Raw genomic sequence first — 19,465 nt, 5'->3', positions numbered from 1 at the left:
CCCGCTCGCCGGCGACACTCCGGGCGAGCGCGTCACACGGCTGTTGCGTGCAACACTGTTGCATCGTTGCGCGCAACAGCAGCGCTGCAACAGCGGGACGCGCGCAGCCGCGTGGACGGGATCGTTGGCCGGGTGCCGCGCGTCAGTGCATCAGTCCGAGGCGGCGCATGCGGCGGTAGACCGTCGTGCGGTCCACACCGAGATACCGGGCCGTTTCGCTGATGTTGCCATTGCAGGCCGCCAGGATCTCGGCGAGGCCCGCTGCCGTCGTCGCCGCGCCGGTACGGCTGTCGGCACGCGGCCCCGGCGTGCGGGCGCGGACAGGCGAAAGGGCGGACGGCATTCCCGGCCCCTTGTCGGGCGTGCCGCGGTCCGAGGCGTCGTGCGGCAGGTCTTCAGGCGAGATCGTGGCGTCCTCGCACATTGCTGCCGCGACATTGAGAACGTTGACGAGTTCGCGAATGTTGCCCGGCCAGTCCCTGCGGATCAGCGCGAGCCGCGCGGCGGGGTCGAGACGCAGGCGCTGGCCGCGCTCGGTGCCGATTCCGGTCAGCAGCCGGTCGAGCAGCCATTCGAAGTCGGTGCGCGCCCGCAGCGGCGGCAGTGCCAGCGTCGCCGCCGCGATGCGATAGTAAAGGTCGTGGCGGAACCGCCCGGTCTCCAGCAGCATGGCGAGATCCTGGTTGGTCGCCGAAACCGTCTTGACCCTGACCGGACGCGCGCGCGCTTCGCCGAGCCGGGTGACCTCGCCTTCCGAAAGCACGCGCAACAGCCGCCCCTGCAGCGCAAGCGGCATGTCGCCGATCTCGTCCAGAAACAGCACGCCGCCGTCGGCTTCCTCGATCAGGCCGGGGCGGCCCTTCGACAGCGCGCCGGAAAAGGCGCCGGGCGCATGGCCGAACAATTCGCCTTCGATCAGCGCTTCCGGTATGGCGGCGCAATTCACCGCGACGAAGGGGCCGGGCCTGGTCCGGCTCCGGTGCAGGGCGCGGGCCAGCCGTTCCTTGCCGCTGCCGGTCTCGCCGGTGATCAGGATCGGCAATGGTTCGTCGGCAAGGCGGGCTGCCTTGAGTTGCAGGGATTTCATGTCGGCGTCATCGCCGCCGAGCCCCTTCAGCGCCGCCGGGATCGCTCTGGCAAACGGCCGGACTGCCTGGCGAAGTGTCGTCGGTGCAATGGCATGGCAGAAGATGGCCGAGCCGTCCTTGAGACGGGCAACGCGGTCCTCCGCCGCGCGGCCGCGCGTCAGCGCCGGCAGGTCGTCGATGCCGATGTCGAAGAAGTCGGACAGCGCTGCGCCGATATAGGCGGAAGGCGCGCGCAATCCCTTGCCGTCGGCCCGGCCCAGGATCGAGGCGGCGTCATGGGTAAGGCCGATGATGCGGCCGGAGGCGTCGAGCGCTACCGCCGCCTCCGGATCGACGTCGAGAAACTCCGGCGAATGCGCCAGCCGCAACACCCAGTCCCGGCGCATGGTCGCCATCAGGTTGGCCAGTTCGATGCGGCGCACGGAGGCCGTGACCAGATGCAGCGCCAGATGCTGGCTTGCCTTGGGTTGCGGCGAGCGCAACAGCGAAATGTCGAGCACGGCGGAGAGATTGCCTCCGGTGTCGAAGATCGGCGCGGCGGTGCAGCTGAGCGGCGTATGGGCGACGTCGAAATGGTCGCTTTGATGGATCGTCATCGGTTGGCCGGTGGCGATGCAGGCGCCGACGCCGCAGGTGCCGACGAGGTCTTCCGACCAGTCGGCGCCGAGATAAAGGCCCGCCCGGCGCAAGTCGTCCTCGAAGGCGGGATCGCCGAAATAATCGACCGTGATCCCGGCTCGGTCGGCAAGCAGCAGCACGTAGTTTTGTCCCGCGACCTGGCGAAACAGGTTCTCGATGCCGCTGCGGGCAATCGAGATCAGCCGTTCGGATTGTTCGCGATGGGCGCGCAACTGGCTGTCGGGCACGATATAAGCCGGTTGCGAGCGCGCTGGATCGAGCCCGTGCTCTCGCACGCAGCGTTTCCAGGATTCCACCACCACGTCGTCGCGCGTCGACATCTGTCCGTTGAGGACGCGCTCGATTTCGGTGATATGCGCCACCTGCGGCGATGCGGATCCAGACGCCATGACCGCCCTCCCTTCGCGGTTTATCGCGAAAGTAGAGCATGGGCGCGGGGCTCGCGTCCACAGCGCAACGCGCAAAGGCGGGAGAGGATTACGTTACGTAAGTAAATTGCGGGCTAGGGGACGCCGCAGGTGCGGGCCGCCTTGCCGTGGCGGAATCGGGGCAGCGAACGCACGGCCCGGAAATCAGGGATAGAGACGTTCGGTCGACCAGGTGCCGTCCGGCGTGTCGCGGCGGAAGACGTGCCGGTCGTGCAGGCGGAAGGGCTTGTCCATCCAGAACTCGATGTAGACCGGCTTGATCCGGTAGCCGGTCCAGTGCGGCGGGCGGGGCACCTCGCCGAGACCGAAGCGGGCGGCCTGCCGGGCCACGGCCTTTTCCAGCGCGAAGCGGCTTTCCAGCGGGCGCGATTGCTGGCTCGCCCAGGCGCCGATCCGGCTGTCGCGGGCCCGCGAGGCGAAATAGGCATCGGCCTCGCCATCAAAGACCTGCTCGACGGGACCGCGGAACCGCACCTGCCGGCGCAGCGATTTCCAGTGCAACACGCCGGCGGCCTGCATGTTCTGGGAAAGCTCCACGCCCTTTTGCGATTCCGTATTGGTGTAGAAGACGAAGCCGGCGGTGTCGAAGCCCTTCAGGAGAACCATGCGCACGTCCGGCAGGCCGTCGGAGCCCGAGGTGGCGAGCGCCATCGCGTTGGCATCGTTCGGCTCTTTCTTTTCCGCCAGAGCCAGCCATTCGCCGAACAACGTGAAGGGGTCGCCCTCGGCCACGCGGTTCTCAAGCTCCCTGGCGTCTTTTTCGGCGGTGTCGGCATCGCGCGTCATGGCGGGTCCTGGCCTTTTCTTCAAAGCGGGCGGATCTGTCTGGCGGGAAGCGGCCACGACACGTCGCGACCGCTCGTTGCCTATGTATAGCGCGTGTTCCGGCAACGGCCAGAGCGGAACCTGGCCTTCCGCAAGCGGGGAATGCGGAACCTGGCCTTCCGCAAGCGGGGATGCGGAACCGGGTCTTCCGCAAAAGTCAAAGCCCGGGATTTCGCTCAGCGGAAGAGCAGGATCGGCACCTTGCAGGAGCGGATCATTTCCGTCGTGGTCGAGCCGATGATCAGCGAGCGGATGCGCGAGTGGCCGTAGGCGCCCATGACCAGCAGGTCGATCTCTTCCGATTCCACCGTCGCGGCGATGGCGGCATCGGCCTGGCCCTGGACGATGCCGGCGCGCACCTCGTAGCCGCCGGCTTCCAGCGTCGCGGTGGCATTGTCCAGCTTGCGCCGGGTTTCGGGGGTGTCCGCGCCCACGGTCAGAAGCCGGCACTCCAGTCCCGAAAACACCTTGGAGCGGGCAATGTGATCGATGGCCTTCATGCTGCTCGTCCCGCCGTCATAGGCGACCAGAAACCGCTTGATCGGCTTGAAGGCGCGGGCCGCGACCAGCACCGGCTTTTTCGAGGAGCGCACGATACGCTCCAGGTTGGAGCCCAGATGCAGCTTGGCGAAATCGGCCGCCTCGCCGCGTTTGCCGATCACGACGAGGTCGGCGTCGGCTTCCACATCCGCCAGCGTCTCGACGATGTCTCCGGTGCGCAGCCGTGTCGTGACCTCGCCGACGCCGTCTTCCTCCAGGACGCGCTGGGCGTCGTCGAGGATGGCGCGCCCGCGCTTTTGCGAGAGTTTCGCCATTTGCGCGTCGAGGTCGGACAGTTCGTTGAGAAGCGTGGTGCGGGCCCCCAGCGCGATGTTGCCGGAAAGGTTCGCGGCGCCGCCTTCCGACTGCCGGCGGCCGAGCACGTGCAGCACCTCGACGGAGGAGCCGTTGCGCTTGGCGATCCAGGCGGCGTGGTCGCACACGCTGTGGGAATAGAGCGAGCCGTCCACCAGGGCGATCAGCTTAGACATGTTGCGGTCCTTTTCGGTGTCGGTTTCGCTCTCAGTGGCCCATCAGCCGTTCGAGCGCGCCCGGCTTGTCGTGCAGGGCGAGCTTGTCGACGATAGTCTCGCTCGCTTCGTTGATGCCGACGATTTCCACGTCTGCGCCCTCGCGGCGGAATTTCAACACCACCATGTCGAGCGCGGCAACTGCGGAGATGTCCCAGATGTGCGCACGGCTGACATCGATCGTGACCCGCTCCAGCACCTCCTTGAAGTCGAAGGCGGCGGTGAAGGCATCCGCCGAGGCGAAGAACACCTGGCCCTCCACGACATAGGTGCGTGCCCGCCCCTCATCCGACAGCGTCGAGGTGACGCGGAAGATCTGCGCGATCTTCCAGGCAAAGAAGATGCCCGACAGCAACACGCCGATCACCACGCCGATGGCGAGGTTGTGGGTGACCACCACGCCGGCCACGGTCGCCACCATGACGATGGAGGAGGAGCGCGGGTGATCGCGCAGGTTCTTGATCGACGACCAGCTGAACGTGCCGATCGACACCATGATCATGATCGCGACCAGCGCGGGCATGGGGATCTGTTTCACCCAGTCACCGAGCACGACGATCAGGAACAGCAGGATCACGCCGGCGGCGAAGGTCGACAGCCGGCCCCGGCCGCCCGACTTCACGTTGATCATCGACTGGCCGATCATCGCGCAGCCGGCCATGCCGCCGATGAAGCCGGTGGCGGTGTTGGCAACGCCCTGGCCGATGCACTCCTGGTTCTTGTCGCTGTTGGTGTCGGTGAGATCGTCGACGATGGAGGCCGTCATCAGGCTTTCCAGCAGGCCGACGGCGGCGACGCCGGCGGAATAGGGCAGGATGATCAGAAGCGTTTCCAGCGTCAGCGGGATCTGCGGCAGCAGAAAGATCGGCAGCGTGTCGGGCAGTTCGCCCATGTCGCCGACCGTGCGCACCTCGAAGCCGAAGAAGATTGCCGCCGCCGTCAAGACGAGAATGCACACGAGCGGCGAGGGGACCGCCGTGGTCACGCGCGGAAACAGGTAGATGATGGCCAGGCCGGCGGCGACCATCGCATAGGTCAGCCAGGTGACGCCGATCAGCTCCGGCAGCTGCGCCATGAAGATCAGGATCGCCAGCGCGTTGACGAAGCCGGTCATCACCGAGCGCGAGACGAAGCGCATCACGTCGCCGAGCCTGAGCAGGCCGGCGACGATCTGCAGCAATCCGGCCAGCACGGTGGCGGCAAGCAGATACTGCAGCCCGTGTTCCTTGACCAGCGTGACCATCAAGACGGCCGTTGCGGCGGTGGCGGCCGAGATCATCCCCGGCCGGCCGCCGACGATCGCGGTGATCACCGCAATGGAGAAGGAGGCATAGAGCCCGACCTTGGGGTCGACGCCCGCGATGATGGAAAAGGCGATGGCCTCGGGGATAAGGGCCAGCGCGACCACGAGCCCGGAAAGCAGATCGCGACGCACGTTGCCGGTCCACTGGTCGCGGTAGGCGAGGAGTGAGAACATGAAGCATCCAATTCTGTGCACGCCGCATCGGCAGCCGGTGCGTCTCGCTGTGGATCCGGGCCGTCGGGGCCGGAGGGCGTGCACCGGGGGCGGGCGCGCCGTCGTTTGGCGCCGGACCGGCCGGTGACCCGCACAGCCGTCGCCGGCGCGGCGGGTGTCGATCGGGCGACCCCGCGGTCGCGAGCGTTTTAGGGCGAAGCCTGCTGCATTGCAACAATGCGCCGCGCCCCCGCGTGCGCAGGGTCGCGGCGGGTTTCGCGCATGGCCGCTGCCGGCGATGTGGCGGTCAGGCGAAACGCGGGGCTTCGCCTGTGCCTTGCGGTGCGCCGAGCAGCCACTTATATAGCGGGCACGTCTTGCCTTCGGGCGCTTGCGCAACGCGACGCGGGAGTTCGCAGGACACATCACTACGCATTGACATAGGGACCGGCCCGACGCCGCAACGGGTCCGACCGGTCTGCTGACAAGGAGAATTGAAATGGCAAAGGTCATCGGTATCGACCTCGGCACGACCAACTCGTGCATCGCCGTCATGGACGGCAAGGCCCCCAAGGTTGTCGAAAACTCCGAAGGCGCGCGCACCACGCCTTCGATGGTGGCGTTTTCCGACGATGGCGAGCGTCTTGTCGGTCAGCCGGCCAAGCGCCAGGCCGTCACCAACCCGACCGGCACGCTCTTTGCGGTGAAGCGCCTGATCGGCCGCCGCTACGAAGACCCGACCGTTGCCAAGGACAAGGACCTTGTCCCCTATTCCATCGTCAAGGCCGACAATGGCGACGCATGGGTCGAGGCGGACGGCGAGAAATATTCGCCCTCGCAGGCCTCCGCCTTCATCCTGCAGAAGATGAAGGAAACGGCGGAAAGCTATCTTGGCGAGACGGTCAGCCAGGCCGTCATCACCGTCCCGGCCTATTTCAACGACGCGCAGCGCCAGGCGACCAAGGACGCCGGCAAGATCGCCGGCCTCGAGGTGCTTCGCATCATCAACGAGCCGACGGCGGCAGCGCTTGCCTACGGTCTCGACAAGACCGACGGCAAGACCATTGCGGTCTATGACCTCGGCGGCGGCACCTTCGACGTGTCGATCCTGGAGATCGGCGACGGCGTCTTCGAGGTGAAGTCGACCAACGGCGACACCTTCCTGGGCGGCGAAGACTTCGACATGCGCCTCGTCGACTACTTCGCCTCCGAGTTCAAGAAGGACCAGGGCATCGACCTGAAGGGCGACAAGCTTGCGCTGCAGCGCCTCAAGGAAGCCGCCGAAAAGGCGAAGATCGAGCTGTCGTCTTCCTCGCAGACCGAGATCAACCTGCCGTTCATCACGGCGGACGCCTCCGGTCCCAAGCACCTGACGATGAAGCTGACGCGCGCCAAGTTCGAATCGCTGGTGGACGATCTCGTCCAGCGCACGATCGAGCCGTGCAAGGCGGCCCTCAAGGATGCGGGCATCGCGGCCGGCCAGATCGACGAGGTCGTTCTCGTCGGCGGCATGACGCGCATGCCCAAGATCCAGGAAGTCGTCACCAACTTCTTCGGCAAGGAGCCGCACAAGGGCGTGAACCCGGATGAGGTCGTCGCCATGGGCGCGGCCATTCAGGCCGGCGTGCTGCAGGGCGACGTCAAGGACGTGCTGCTTCTCGACGTGACGCCGCTGTCGCTCGGCATCGAGACGCTGGGTGGCGTCTTCACCCGGCTGATCGACCGCAACACGACGATCCCGACGAAGAAGAGCCAGACCTTCTCCACCGCCGAGGACAACCAGACCGCAGTGACGATCCGGGTGTTCCAGGGCGAGCGCGAGATGGCCTCCGACAACAAGATGCTCGGCCAGTTCGATCTCGTCGGCATTCCGCCGGCGCCGCGGGGCGTGCCGCAGGTCGAGGTGACCTTCGACATCGACGCCAACGGCATCGTCAATGTTTCGGCCAAGGACAAGGGCACGGGCAAGGAACAGCAGATCCGGATCCAGGCATCCGGCGGTCTGTCGGATTCCGACATCGAGCAGATGGTCAAGGACGCCGAGGCCCACGCCGACGACGACAAGAAGCGCAAGGAGCTTGTCGAGGCCCGCAACCAGGGCGAGGCGCTCGCGCATTCGACCGAAAAGTCGCTGAAGGATTACGGCGACAAGGTTTCGGACGAGGACAAGAGCGCCATCGAGGCGGCCGTCACCGAGCTGAAGACCGCGCTCGAGGGTGAGGATCTGGAAGCGATCCAGGCCAAGACCCAGGCGCTGTCGGAGGTCTCCATGAAGCTGGGCGAGGCCATGTACAAGGCGGCCCAGGCGGAAGAGGAGGCCGGCGCTTCGGCTGACGGGGCGGAAGACGCACCCAAGGCGGAAGACGACGTCGTCGATGCGGACTTCGAGGAAGTCAGCGACGACGACGACAAGAACGACAAGAAGTCGGCCTGACCCGTAAAACGAACCGGCGCAGTCTTCCTTTCGAAGGCTGCGCCGTCTTCGTGTGCGGCCCGGCCGCGTTTTCGCGACACTTCAGACGGAACTGGGACCCGGGGGCATGACGCCGCGTTCGCTTGATCCTCCATTTGGTGCCTTTGCCTTTTCGGGGCCGCTGGAGGCCGTTCGCCGGACCGCGGCGCTGATGCCGAAGAACCGTCTCGGCCGGATGTGCGTGTCCGCGATCCGCCGTCTCGTCGTTCGCGGTCGCTCCGGCCCTTTCGATGTCGAGGTGTTCCCCTCCGTTCATGCCCGGCTTTATCCGGCGTCGAACCGCTGCGAGAAGCGGGCCGTCGCCGGCGTGCAGTTCTTCGATCTCGGCGAGCGCATGGCGCTGCGCGAGGCGTGTCTCTCCTCGTCGTCCGCGCCCTTCGTCTTTGTCGATCTCGGCGCCAATGTCGGCCTCTACAGCCTGTGGATGGTGTCGGTCGCCCGTCAGGCGCACCGTCCGTTCCAGGGGGTGGCCGTCGAACCCGATCCGGAAACCCGGGCCCGTCTTGAGGACAATCTTGCCGCATCCGGCGCGTCGGGAGATGTTTCGGTCGCGCCCGTTGCGGTCGGGGAGGCCGCCGGCCGGGGAACGATCGTTGCGCACGGCCAGAACCGGGGTGAGCATATGGTTCGTGCGGCCGAAGCCGCCGACGCAGACACCGTCGAGATCCTCACCGTGCAGGAGATCTGCGCGCGGCACGGGATTGCGCGGATCGACGCAATGAAAATTGATCTTGAAGGCCACGACGAGGGCGCGTTGCGCGGTCTGTTTGCCGGTGCGCCAGACGCGCTCTGGCCGCAGCTTGTCGTCGTGGAAGCCGGCAAGGGCGACGACCTGCCACCTGTGGTGCGCCTTTGCCTCGACAATGGATACCGGCTCGATCGCCGCACGCGGTTGAATGCGCTGCTGACACGCGCCTCCCGCCCAAGCTGATGGAACAACCGAATGGAAAAGCGTGACTATTACGAGGTCCTGGGGGTTTCCCGCGATGCCGACGGGACGGTGCTGAAGAGCGCCTACCGCAAGCTCGCGATGCAATACCATCCCGACCGAAACCCCGGAGACGCCGAGGCCGAAGGCCGCTTCAAGGAAGTGAGCGAGGCTTATGACACGCTGAAGGACAGCCAGAAGCGGGCGGCCTACGACCGTTTCGGCCATGCCGCCTTCGAGAATGGCGGCTTCGGCGCCCAGGGCGGCGGCCATCCCGGCGACTTCGCCTCCGCCATGTCCGATATTTTCGATGAGTTCTTCGGCATGGGCGGCGGCGGCCGCCGCGCCGGCGGGCGCGATCGTGGCGCGGACCTGCGCTACAATCTCGAGATCTCGCTGGAGGACGCTTTCACCGGCAAGTCGGTGGAGATCGAGGTGCCGACATCCGTGTCCTGCGAGGCCTGTTCCGGCTCGGGCGCCAAGCCCGGCAGCGCGCCGACCACCTGCCGCACCTGCGGCGGCGCGGGACGCGTGCGCGCCTCGCAAGGCTTCTTCACGCTGGAGCGCGCCTGCGCGGCCTGCCAGGGACGCGGCCAGGTGATCTCCGACCCTTGCGGCGAGTGCGGCGGTGCCGGACGCAAGACGGTCAACCGCAATCTCTCGGTCAGCATCCCCGCCGGCATCGAGGACGGGACCCGCATCCGCCTCGGCGGCGAGGGCGAGGCCGGTCTGCGCGGCGGGCCCTCCGGCGATCTCTACATCTTCCTGTCGATCCGCCCGCATGCCTTCTTCCAGCGCGACGGTGCGGATCTCTATTGCCGCGTACCGATCTCCATGACCACGGCGGCGCTCGGCGGGCAGTTCGAGGTGCCGACGCTCGGCGGCGAGATGACCCGCGTCAAGGTTCCCGAAGGCACCCAGGCCGGAAAGCAGTTCCGCCTGCGCGGCAAGGGGATGCCCGTCATGCGTTCGCAAAGCTTCGGCGATACCTACATCCAGGTCACGGTCGAGACGCCGACCAATCTCACCAAGCGCCAGCGTGAGCTTCTTGCCGAGTTCGAGGAGGAATCCTCCAACGCGACGCATCCCGAATCCCACGGGTTCTTCTCCAAGGTGAAGGATTTTCTGGACAATCTGGGAACCTGACGAGGGATCGCAATCCGGCGCGACGGCCGGTGCCTTGAATTTGCCATGAGGCTTGCGCATTCATGGCAAATTCGTTTTCACATGGGATTTCAGGATGCTCGAGGTTTCCGCTCGCAAGGTCAAAGGGTTTTCCGCAAAGCTCGCCGACGAAGTCCGCTTCATCCGCAGCTGGGCGGAGAACCCGCTGACGACCGGCGCGGTCAGCCCGTCCGGTCCCGACCTGACCCGGCGCATGGCCTCCTTCATCGAGACGGAGCGGCCCGGACAGGTGCTCGAGATCGGCCCCGGCACCGGGGTCGTCACGCATGCCATTCTGGAGCGCGGCATCTTGCCCTCGCGGGTCATCGCGCTGGAATACAACGATGGCTTTTGCGGGCTTCTGCGCCGCCGCTATCCCGACATGAATGTGGTGCAGGGCGATGCCTACAAGCTGCGCCAGACGCTGGCCGATGTGCCAGAAGGCACGCTCGCCAGCATCGTCTCCTCCATGCCGCTCTTCTCGCGGCCGAAGGAAGAGCGCCGTTCGCTGCTGATGCAGGCCTTCGAGCTGCTGCCGCCCGGCGCGCCCTTCATCCAGTTTTCCTACGCGCTGGTCCCGCCGATCGCGCCGGAGCCGGAGCTGTTCTCCGTCGAGCGCAGCGGCTGGATCCTGAAAAACCTTCCCCCCGCGCGCGTCTGGGTCTACCGCAAGACGGTGTGAGCGGACCGGGCGTCGTCGCCCGGCTCTTTGCTCTTCCTGCTTTCCTCAGATCGGGTTCGCCAGCCTGACGGGCCGTCCGGGCGCGAGCTCCGAGGCGGCGGCGACGATGGCGTCCGCGTCGATCCCGAAGTGGTGATGCAGGTCGGCGATCGTGCCGGTCTGGCCGAAGTGCTCCACGCCGAGCGCCGCCGTGCGGTGGCCGCAGACCGCGCCGAGCCAGGCGAGTGTCGCCGGATGGCCGTCGATCACCGTGATCATCGTGCAATGGGCGGGAAGCGGCGAAAGCAGGCGTTCGATGTGGCTCATCGCGCCCCGGCTGCCGCGCTTGCGCATGCGCATCGCCGCATGCCAGCCGGCGTTGAGCCGGTCGGCGGAGGTCACCGCCAGCACGCCGATGTCGCGCCGGTCGGTGCCGATGCGCCCCGCCGCCTCGATGGCCTCGGGCGCAACGACGCCTTGGTAGGCGATCACCACCTCGCAATTGGGTCCGGGCTCACGCAGCCAGTAGGCGCCGTCGATCACGCCCTGGCGGAAGGCGTCGTCCGTGCGCCGTGCCGGCTGCTCCAGCGCCTGGGTGGACAGCCTGAGATAGACCGAGCCGCCGGTCTCGTCGCGCAGCCAGGTGCGCTCGTTGGGATCGCCCTCGCCGTCGCGCTGCATGTAGTCGAAGCTCCAGTCCATCAGGATCGACAGCTCGTCGAGCCACGCCGGCTCGAAGGAGGCCAGCCCGTCCTGGCTCATGCCGATCAGCGGGGTGGCGACCGACTGGTGTGCGCCGCCCTCCGGCGCCAGCGTGACGCCCGACGGCGTGCCCACAACCAGGAAGCGGGCGTCCTGATAACAGGCGTAGTTGAGCGCATCGAGCCCGCGCGAGATGAAGGGATCGTAGAGGGTTCCCACCGGCAGCAGCCGCTCGCCGAAGAGCGAATGCGACAGGCCGGCCGCCCCCAGCAGCAGGAACAGGTTCATTTCCGCGATGCCGAGCTCGATGTGCTGGCCCTTGGGCGAGAAGCCCCATTTCTGGGTTGAGGGAATGCGCTCGTCGCGAAAGGTGTCGGCCATGTCCTCGCGCGAGAACAGCCCGCGCCGGTTGACCCAGGGGCCGAGGTTGGTGGAAACGGTCACATCCGGAGAGGTGGTGACCACCCGCTCGGCCAGCGGATCGTCCGATTTCGCCAGCGCGTCCAGGATCTTGCCGAAGCCGGCCTGGGTGGAGAGCGCCTTGTCGTCGAGGAAATGCGGCCCCGGTGTCGCGACATGCGGCGAGGCGTGTCGGCGCACGCCTTTTGCAAAAAACGGCGTCTTCTTGACGAAGGCGTCGAGCTCCGACGGCGTCATCTCGATCCCTTCCGCCGGGGCCCATTCATGCCCCTCGCGCACACCCATCGTCTGCCGGAAGCTCTCCATCTGCGCCGGCGTCATCAGGCCTGCGTGATTGTCCTTGTGCCCGGCGAGCGGCGTGTTCCAGCCCTTGATCGTATAGGCGAGGAAGGCGACCGGCCGGTCGTGCTTTGCCTGTTCGGCGAAGGTCTGCGAAAGGGTTTCGACGCAATGGCCGCCGAGGTTGGTCATGAGCTCCAGAAGCTCGGCGTCGGAGCGGCGTTCGATCAGCGCGGTGACTGGCCCCTGGTCGCCGATGTCGTCGAGAAGCCGCTTGCGCCAGGCCGCGCCGCCCTGGAAGGCCAGCGCGGAGTAGAGCTGGTTGGGGCAATTGTCGATCCACTCGCGCAACGCGTCACCGCCCTTTTCGGCGAAGGCTGCCTGCTGCAATGCGCCGTATTTCATCAGGACCACGTCCCAGCCGAAGGCGCCGAAGATCGCCTGGATACGGCCGGCGAGCCCCTCCCGCACCACGCCGTCGAGGCTCTGGCGGTTGTAATCGATGATCCACCAGGTGTTGCGCAGCCCGTGCTTCCAGCCCTCCTGCAACGCCTCGTAGACATTGCCCTCGTCAAGCTCCGCGTCGCCGACCAGCGCCACCATGCGCCCCTCGGGGCCGGGCGTTGCCCAGTCCTTGGCGCCGAGATAATCCTGCACCATCGAGGCGAAGGCCGTGATCGCGACGCCGAGGCCGACGGAGCCGGTGGAGAAATCCACGTCGTCGACGTCCTTCGTCCGGCTCGGATAGGATTGCGCGCCGCCATAGGCGCGAAAGGCCTCGAGCTTCTCGCGGGTCTGGCTGCCGGCGAGATACTGCATGGCGTGAAACAGCGGCGAGGCGTGCGGTTTCACCGCCACCCGGTCCTGCGGCCGGAGGCTGGTGAAATAGAGCGCGGTCATGATCGAGGCCATCGAGGCGCAGGACGCCTGATGCCCGCCCACCTTCAGCCCGTCCGGGCTTTTCTCGCGCAGGTGGTTGGCGTTGTGGATGGTCCAGCAGGCGAGCCACAGCAGCTTGCGTTCAATCTGCTTCAGCCGGGTCTTGGCGGGCGTCGTCATGAAAAGGTCCTCTCGTGCGTCGTGACCGGTGGCCGGCGGTCTCGCGCCGCGTTTCGTTGGTCCTGACGATAGGGCGGGATCTGCGCAATTTCAGGCCAATCTCGACAAGTTTTCGATCAATATCGTCAAATTCTGTTCCAGAAATTGGCAATATTGCAAAACATTTTCCCGAATTTGGCCGTGTTCGGCGGATCAGGCGGCCTGTGCGCAGGCCCGGTCAAGCGCTGTCGAAATATCGGCAAGGAGGTCGGCCTGCGTTTCCAGACCGGCGGACAGGCGGATCAGCCCGTCGGGGATATCGTGGGCGGTGCGTTCTTCCGCCGTATAGGTCGAATGCGTCATGCTGGCCGGATGCTGAACCAGCGTTTCCGCATCGCCCAGGCTGACGGCGCGGCGCGCCAGCGACAGTGCGTTCATGAAGCGAATGCCGGCCGTCGTTCCGCCGGTCAGCTCGAAGGCGACCATGCCGCCGAAGCCCGGCATTTGCCGTGCGGCGAGATCATGCTGGGGAAAGCCGGCAAGGCCCGGATAGTGCACGATGGCCACCGCCGGGTGATCCACCAGAAGCTCGGCGATGGCCTGTGCATTGGCGCAGTGGCGTTCCATCCTGAGTTCCAGCGTCTTCAGGCCGCGCAACACGAGGTGGGCTGTGAGCGGCGCCATCACCGCGCCGGTCATGTCCTTCAGCCCGACGAGCCGCACTTCCTGCATGTCTTCCGCCGATCCGGCGGCAAGCCCCGCGACCAGATCGCCGTGTCCGCCCAGATACTTGGTTGCGGAATGCACCACGATATCGGCGCCAAGCTCCAGCGGCCGGGTCAGCACCGGCGTCGCATAGGTGTTGTCGACGACGACGCGGGCGCCGGCGGCATGGGCGATCCCGGAGACGGCCTCGATGTCGACGAGCCGCATGTTCGGGTTGGCCGGGGTTTCGAAATAGACGATCCGGGTGCGATCCGAAATCGCGGCCTCGAGGTTTTGCGGGTCGCGCAGGTCGACATGGGTGACGGTGATGCCGAATTTCGCCAGTCCGTGCCGGAAGAAGGCGAAGGTGCAGCCGTAAAGCGTCTTGTCGACGATGATCTCGTCGCCCGGCGCGACGAAGCTCCACATCACGGCGGTGATCGCGCCCATGCCGGAGGCGAAGGCAACCCCGGCCGCGCCGCCTTCCAGATCGGCAATGCGCTCTTCCAAGAGCGCCAGCGTCGGGTTGGAGATCCGGCTGTAGACATGCCCCGCCCGCTCGCCGGCAAAGATCTCGCCGCCTTGTTCCGCCGTGTCGAAGGCGAAGGTCGAGGTGAAATGCACCGGCGGCGTCAGCGCGCCTTCGTGGTCAAGCGGATCGTAGCCGTGGTGAATGGCACGCGTGGCGAAACCGAGGGGAGCGTTCTTCAGCATGGGGCAGGTCCTCACCGCAAGAGATGGCCGCGCCGGATGGCGGGCGGGGTCTTTCGTGACGCTAGGGCTTGCCGGCTGCGCGGTTCTGGCGAATTATGCTTCTCTATGGGCTAATTTTGGCAGGTCCTGCCAATAAGGGGCGAGTTGATGGATGAAACCGACAAAAAGATCATTCGCGCCCTGCAGCGGAACGGGCGGTTGAGCAATCAGGACCTGTCGGAGAAGGTGAACCTGTCGCCGTCGCCCTGCCTGCGCCGGGTGCGCAATCTGGAAAAGGCCGGCGTGATCGACGGTTATGCGGCAATCGTCGATCAGGAGGCTTACGGCCTTCCGGTCACCGTGTTCCTGCAGGTGCGTCTGGAGCGTCATGGACAAGACAGCGTCGACACTTTCGAGGCGGCCGTCGCGCGCATTGACGAGATCATGGAATGTTACCTGATGGCGGGGGACAGGGATTATCTCCTGCGCGTCGTCGTTGCCTCGCTCGCCGACTATGAGGATTTCATCCGCAGGCGGATCCACAAGATCCCCGGCATCGCCTCGCTGGACTCCAGCTTCGCCTTCGGGGTCGTCAAGCGAAGCCAGGTGCTTCCGGGCTAGGCGTCGGTGCTCTTGGGATCGGGCAGGCCCAGTTCGGCGCGCTGCTTGCGGGTGAGTTTCGCCGCGACCAGCCTGTGCGCCTCGGTGATATAGGCGCGGATATCCTCGTCGCTCAGGGCCTCGTCGCTGCGAACCTGTACCCATTTCACGCGCGCCAGATAGGGGGCCGGCACCACGCCCTCGCGCTCGCACAGCATCTGGAACGCCAGATCGGAGCACTTGAAGGAAATGGCGCCCTCGCTCCCGGGACCCCAGTTCGAGCACAGGGCAAAGATCTTGCCGCCGACCTTCCAGACGGAGGCTCCACCCCATTGGACCACATGGGTGGTGCCTGTAAGTGCGCTGCAATACGCGTTGAACTGTGCCCGTGTCATCATGTCTGCCGCCCCGCTGTCGCACCCGCACTGGTCAAGATCCGTATGTTGTTTATATCAGGAGACTAGCTTCCGTCCGGCTTCGGCCGGACGCTCTTTGGATCCACTGTGAGGTATTTGATGAAAGACGTTCGCATTCTCGTGTTTTCCGGGTCGACCCGGTCCGGATCCTTCAACACGAAACTCGCCGACGTGGTCGCCAGACGCGTAGACGCCGCAGGCGCGCAGGCGACGCACCTCTCGCTCGCCGACTATCCGATGCCGATCTACAACGGCGACATGGAGGCGAACGAGGGTGTGCCCGAGGCTGCAAAGGCGCTGAAGGCGGTGATGCAGGAACACCACGGCGTGTTCATCGCAAGCCCGGAGTACAATACCTCGGTCTCCCCGCTCCTGAAGAACACGCTCGATTGGGTTTCGCGTTTGTCTGCCGATGGCGAGCCGGCGGCGGCGGCCTTCAAGAACCGGGTCTTCGCGCTTGGTGCTGCCTCTCCCGGCGCGCTGGGGGGCATTCGGGGACTGATGGGGCTGCGCACGATCATGGAAATCGGTTACGGCGCGCTTGTGATTCCCGACATGGCAACGGTGCCCGGGGCCGCCTCCGCCTTCGACGATCAGGGCGGGATGACGAACGAGCGCACGGCCGGCCTGCTCGACGCCATGGTGCAGCGTCTGATCGCGGAAGCGGCATTGAGGGCCTGAGTGCGGCCATTTTGCCGGATCGCGATGCCCGTTCAGGTGGGACGCGATCCGGCAATCCAACCGAAAGCATGCGCTTGTTGCTTGCATAAATGCAAAAAGCAATTTTGACGTCATGAATTGCGGTGTTGAAGAAGGCCTGCTCGCCGGCCGGTACGATGCCGGCGTCGTCTGCACCCGCTCCGCGCGCGACCAGTTCGACACGCTCGAGATGATGCGGGTGATCGGCGAGGTGGTGACCTCCTGGATCGCCTACGGACCGAAGGTGCGCTATCGCGGGAACTTCATTGGAAGCTTTTGTCCGGAGTTGCGGGCCGGGTGAGGCTGTGATCGTCTGGCCGACGGTAGCCGCGACACCTGAAAAGACGGACCGACATGAGCGGTAGCGGATCGAAGACGCCGGACGCAACCTCGCGCCAGACGGTGCTTCTGGCGGCGTTGGGCGTGGGCGCGGTCGCCATTGGAATGGACACCTTCGTGGTGATCGGCGTGCTCAACGAGATTGCCGCAAGCCTTGGCATTCCGGCGACGCGGGCCGGGCAGCTCGTGTCCGTCTATGCGTTCTCCTACGCGGTTTTCGCGCCGCTCAGCGCCTGGCTGCTGCGCGGGCTCGACCGGCGCCGGGTGATCCTTCTGGCCATCGGTCTTTTTCTCGTCGGCAATCTGGTCTGCGGAATGGCCACCGGGTTTTATCAGATCGTGGCGGGACGCATCGTGTCGGCGCTGGGGGCCGCGATCTTCACGCCGGTCGCGACCGCGCTCGCCTCCGATCTTGTGCCGCCGCAGCGCAAGGGCGCAGCACTTGCCGTGATCTTCGGCGGCATGACGGTCGCCCAGGCCGCCGGCATTCCGCTTGCGACCCTGATCGGCCAGATGCTCGACTGGCGCTATGCGTTTTACTTCGTCGTCGTGCTGGGCCTCGTCGCGCTGGCAATCCTGGCTCCGTTGCTGGGACGCCTGCCCGTCGTCACGGCGCCCCCCGACGCCGCGGCTGGCGGGGATGCCGGCCTCCGCGCGCTGACGCCGGCGACCGCGGGGCTGCTGCTGCTGACCTTCCTGATCGTCTTGTCGGAATTCGTCGTCTACACCTATGTGAGCGTGATCCTCGCCGGCACATTCTACGCCGGCGCGCCGATCCTCCCGGCGGTACTCCTGGCCTATGGCATCGGTGCGCTGGCCGGCAATTTCGCAACCGGGATCCTGACCGACCGTCTCGGCCCGCTGCAGGTCCTCATTGGCGCGGTCGCAGTCCAGACCGCGCTCCTCGTCGCGCTCGTCGTCTGGCGCGACGCGGCCCTTTCGACGGTGGCCGTCGGCTTCCTCTGGGGCATCGCCAGCTACATGTATCTGGTGCCGATCCAGCACCGCCTGCTCAGCCATGCCGGGGCGGGCGGCACCCTCATCCTGTCGCTGAACAGCGCGCTGATCTACATCGGTATCTCGGCCGGTGCCTGGCTCGGCGGAGAAGTTCTGGACCGCGCCGGCATTGCGCCGCTGGCGCCGGTCGCCGGGGTGCTCGGTGCGGTTGCGCTCGTCGCGGCAATGGTTTTCATGCGGCGACCGGTTTCCACGTGAAGATAGCCGGCTAAGTCTGTTTCTTGCCGGGCTGTGCCTCGCAGAGCCGGGTCATGTCGGCCACCGTCAGAACCTTGAAGGCATCGGCGGTGGGATCCGAAATGCCCGTGCGCTGCTGGCGGGCGGAAAGACCGATCAGACGCGTGTGATCGAAGAGCGCGGTGACCGCGATTCCGGTCCCCAACTCACGCTCCAGCACCTGTTGCGCCTTGGCCGGCAGCAGCGACGTGTCGCCAAGCTCCAAGAAGGTTCGCTTCCGGCTGCCGCCGGCAAAGGCCAGGCAGGTCGAGCAACCGGTCCTCGCCGCCGGCGGCCTGAAACGCCGTCGGCGCTGGCGCGCGGCCCTACGCAATGTCCGGCCGGCGCGATGGCCCGCTCAAGATCCTCCACCGTGTTGCAATAGCGGACGAAGCAGCGGGCGACGGCCTCGAGGTTGCGCGGATCCATGCCGAGGCGGGCTTGGCACGGCGGACGTAGACAATGCCGACCCCGCGCGGACCGCGCAGGAACTTGCGGGTCGTCGCTGCAAGCATGTCTGAGCCGAGCGCGTCGACATTGACGCCCATCAGTTTCGATGGCGCGACGGCTCTTGCCCGGATGCGCATCCGCTCAATCGGCTCTGTCGATCTGGACGGCTCTTCCGATGGCCGCTAGGGTCCGCCGATACCTATCACAGCGTGTGTTGCGAATAATTTTCGCCTTTCGATCAATTGTTTCCGGAGACCCCATGAGGCCAGCAACTCCCCTCATCGGCATTGGCCTGATGGCCGCCGCTTCGCTCGCCGTCCCCTTTGTCGACGGGATTGCCAAACATCTGAGCGCGGAGCATTCGCCGTTTCTGGTTGCCTGGTCGCGCTATTTCGGGTCCGCACTGATCGTGTCCGTGCTGTTTTTCGGCGCGGGCCGCGATTTGCGCGAGCTGTCGGCGGGCGCGCTCGCCAACACGATCCGCACTGTGTTCATCGTCGGTGCGATGACGACCTTTCTCTTTGCAATCGTTGAGATTCCGCTCGCCACCGGTCTTGGCGGCTACTTCGTCGGGCCGATCGTCGCGTCGGTGCTTTCGGTGGTCTTTCTCCGCGAGCACCTGACGCCAAACCGCATGATCGGCGGCGGGCTCGGCGTTCTGGGGGCATTGTTCATCATCAAGCCGGGGATCGAGGTGGAATTCGGCTCCTTGCTGGCGGTGATCAGCGGCCTGCTTTTCGGGGGCTATCTGATCGCGACGCGGGCGGCGGCGACGACCGCTCCGCCGCTTGTCGCGCTCTGTTTCCAGGTCTGCGTCGGAACCTTGCTGCTCACCCCTTTCGCGCTCGCCACATGGTCCTGGTTCTCCGGCGCCGATCTGCTGTTGATCGCGGTGATGGGCCTGGTCTCCACCGTCTGTCACTTCATGGTGATCGCAGCCTTCCGCCATGCGGAGGCCTCGGTGATCTCCCCGCTCGCCTATCTGGAACTGATCAGCGCGTTCTTTATCGGATACTTCGCCTTTTCCGAAATTCCAGGGAGCTTGGATGTAATCGGGATCTTCTGCATTCTTGCGTCGGGGCTTGTGATTTCCCTTTACTCTCGAAAACGATGAAAGATCTCATCGGGGACGTTTGCAAGCCGGACCCGGCGCCGGACC

At 66.0% G+C, this 19,465-nt stretch carries 17 protein-coding genes and 1 pseudogene; 9 read left to right on the top strand and 9 right to left on the bottom strand.

Going from position 1 to position 19,465, the window contains the following annotated elements; translation table 11 throughout:
* Positions 1–142 precede the first annotated feature (142 nt).
* From G572_RS0106835 to G572_RS0106820, 4 genes are all read right to left on the bottom strand, one after another.
* Positions 143–2,116 (bottom strand): sigma-54-dependent Fis family transcriptional regulator, encoded by a 1,974-nt coding sequence (locus tag G572_RS0106835; RefSeq protein ID WP_029057831.1) that lies wholly within the window; start codon positions 2,114–2,116, stop codon positions 143–145.
* A gap of 183 nt (positions 2,117–2,299) precedes the next feature.
* Positions 2,300–2,941: a pyridoxamine 5'-phosphate oxidase gene (pdxH, locus tag G572_RS0106830; protein ID WP_084649926.1), complete on the bottom strand. Its 642-nt coding sequence runs from the start codon at positions 2,939–2,941 to the stop codon at positions 2,300–2,302.
* Between the two features lie 215 nt (positions 2,942–3,156).
* The gene (locus G572_RS0106825; RefSeq protein ID WP_029057829.1) at positions 3,157–4,011 is read right to left on the bottom strand and encodes a universal stress protein; all 855 of its coding nucleotides are present in this window, start codon (positions 4,009–4,011) and stop codon (positions 3,157–3,159) included.
* Between the two features lie 31 nt (positions 4,012–4,042).
* Positions 4,043–5,527 (bottom strand): SulP family inorganic anion transporter, encoded by a 1,485-nt coding sequence (locus G572_RS0106820; protein WP_029057828.1) that lies wholly within the window; start codon positions 5,525–5,527, stop codon positions 4,043–4,045.
* A 478-nt stretch (positions 5,528–6,005) separates the two neighbouring features.
* On the opposite strand from G572_RS0106820, the gene dnaK reads away from it, so the two are divergent.
* The 4 genes from dnaK to G572_RS0106800 all read left to right on the top strand — a co-directional run bounded on the left by dnaK (position 6,006) and on the right by G572_RS0106800 (position 10,753).
* Positions 6,006–7,940 carry a molecular chaperone DnaK gene (gene dnaK / locus G572_RS0106815; protein ID WP_029057827.1) on the top strand — a complete coding sequence of 645 codons (1,935 nt, stop codon included), beginning with the start codon at positions 6,006–6,008 and terminating at the stop codon, positions 7,938–7,940.
* Between the two features lie 106 nt (positions 7,941–8,046).
* The gene (locus G572_RS0106810) at positions 8,047–8,910 is read left to right on the top strand and encodes an FkbM family methyltransferase (protein ID WP_029057826.1); all 864 of its coding nucleotides are present in this window, start codon (positions 8,047–8,049) and stop codon (positions 8,908–8,910) included.
* Between the two features lie 12 nt (positions 8,911–8,922).
* Positions 8,923–10,053: a molecular chaperone DnaJ gene (dnaJ, locus tag G572_RS0106805; RefSeq protein ID WP_029057825.1), complete on the top strand. Its 1,131-nt coding sequence runs from the start codon at positions 8,923–8,925 to the stop codon at positions 10,051–10,053.
* 94 nt (positions 10,054–10,147) lie between these two features.
* A complete protein-coding gene (locus G572_RS0106800) occupies positions 10,148–10,753 on the top strand; it encodes a class I SAM-dependent methyltransferase (RefSeq protein ID WP_029057824.1) in 606 nt (201 codons plus the stop codon).
* Between the two features lie 45 nt (positions 10,754–10,798).
* Here G572_RS0106800 and G572_RS0106795 read toward each other — a convergent pair whose 3' ends face one another.
* On the bottom strand, positions 10,799–13,192 hold the full coding sequence (locus tag G572_RS0106795; protein WP_029057823.1) for a transketolase: 2,394 nt from the start codon (positions 13,190–13,192) through the stop codon (positions 10,799–10,801).
* 192 nt (positions 13,193–13,384) lie between these two features.
* Positions 13,385–14,590 (bottom strand): methionine gamma-lyase, encoded by a 1,206-nt coding sequence (locus G572_RS0106790; protein WP_037545993.1) that lies wholly within the window; start codon positions 14,588–14,590, stop codon positions 13,385–13,387.
* A gap of 147 nt (positions 14,591–14,737) precedes the next feature.
* Here G572_RS0106790 and G572_RS0106785 point away from each other — a divergent pair, with 147 nt between their 5' ends.
* Complete coding sequence (locus G572_RS0106785; RefSeq protein WP_029057821.1) at positions 14,738–15,190, top strand: Lrp/AsnC family transcriptional regulator; 453 nt, start codon at positions 14,738–14,740, stop codon at positions 15,188–15,190.
* Here G572_RS0106785 and G572_RS0106780 read toward each other — a convergent pair.
* Entirely contained in the window at positions 15,187–15,567 is a 381-nt protein-coding gene (locus tag G572_RS0106780) for an MmcQ/YjbR family DNA-binding protein (protein WP_342664762.1), read from the bottom strand. The two genes, G572_RS0106785 and G572_RS0106780, sit on opposite strands and share 4 nt — an antisense overlap.
* Before the next feature lie 117 nt (positions 15,568–15,684).
* On the opposite strand from G572_RS0106780, the gene G572_RS0106775 reads away from it, so the two are divergent.
* The 3 genes from G572_RS0106775 to G572_RS0106765 all read left to right on the top strand — a co-directional run bounded on the left by G572_RS0106775 (position 15,685) and on the right by G572_RS0106765 (position 17,838).
* Complete coding sequence (locus tag G572_RS0106775; RefSeq protein ID WP_029057819.1) at positions 15,685–16,266, top strand: NADPH-dependent FMN reductase; 582 nt, start codon at positions 15,685–15,687, stop codon at positions 16,264–16,266.
* Positions 16,267–16,378: 112 nt separating this feature from the next.
* Entirely contained in the window at positions 16,379–16,585 is a 207-nt protein-coding gene (locus G572_RS0106770) for a hypothetical protein (RefSeq protein ID WP_029057818.1), read from the top strand.
* Positions 16,586–16,638: 53 nt separating this feature from the next.
* Positions 16,639–17,838: an MFS transporter gene (locus tag G572_RS0106765; RefSeq protein ID WP_084649925.1), complete on the top strand. Its 1,200-nt coding sequence runs from the start codon at positions 16,639–16,641 to the stop codon at positions 17,836–17,838.
* Positions 17,839–17,848: 10 nt separating this feature from the next.
* Here G572_RS0106765 and G572_RS0106760 read toward each other — a convergent pair whose 3' ends face one another.
* Positions 17,849–18,082 carry a hypothetical protein gene (locus tag G572_RS0106760; protein ID WP_029057816.1) on the bottom strand — a complete coding sequence of 78 codons (234 nt, stop codon included), beginning with the start codon at positions 18,080–18,082 and terminating at the stop codon, positions 17,849–17,851.
* Between the two features lie 217 nt (positions 18,083–18,299).
* Positions 18,300–18,404, bottom strand: a pseudogene (locus G572_RS26640) (aminotransferase class V-fold PLP-dependent enzyme); the annotation flags it as partial.
* Positions 18,405–18,565: 161 nt separating this feature from the next.
* Here G572_RS26640 and G572_RS0106750 point away from each other — a divergent pair.
* The gene (locus G572_RS0106750) at positions 18,566–19,420 is read left to right on the top strand and encodes a DMT family transporter (RefSeq protein WP_169391292.1); all 855 of its coding nucleotides are present in this window, start codon (positions 18,566–18,568) and stop codon (positions 19,418–19,420) included.
* Positions 19,421–19,465 lie beyond the last annotated feature (45 nt).

The sequence above is a fragment of the Stappia stellulata DSM 5886 genome, from assembly GCF_000423705.1.
In the GTDB taxonomy this organism is placed as follows: Bacteria; Pseudomonadota; Alphaproteobacteria; order Rhizobiales; family Stappiaceae; genus Stappia; species Stappia stellulata.
Note: the sequence above shows the minus strand (reverse complement) of the source record. Positions and strands in the feature narration are given on the sequence as shown.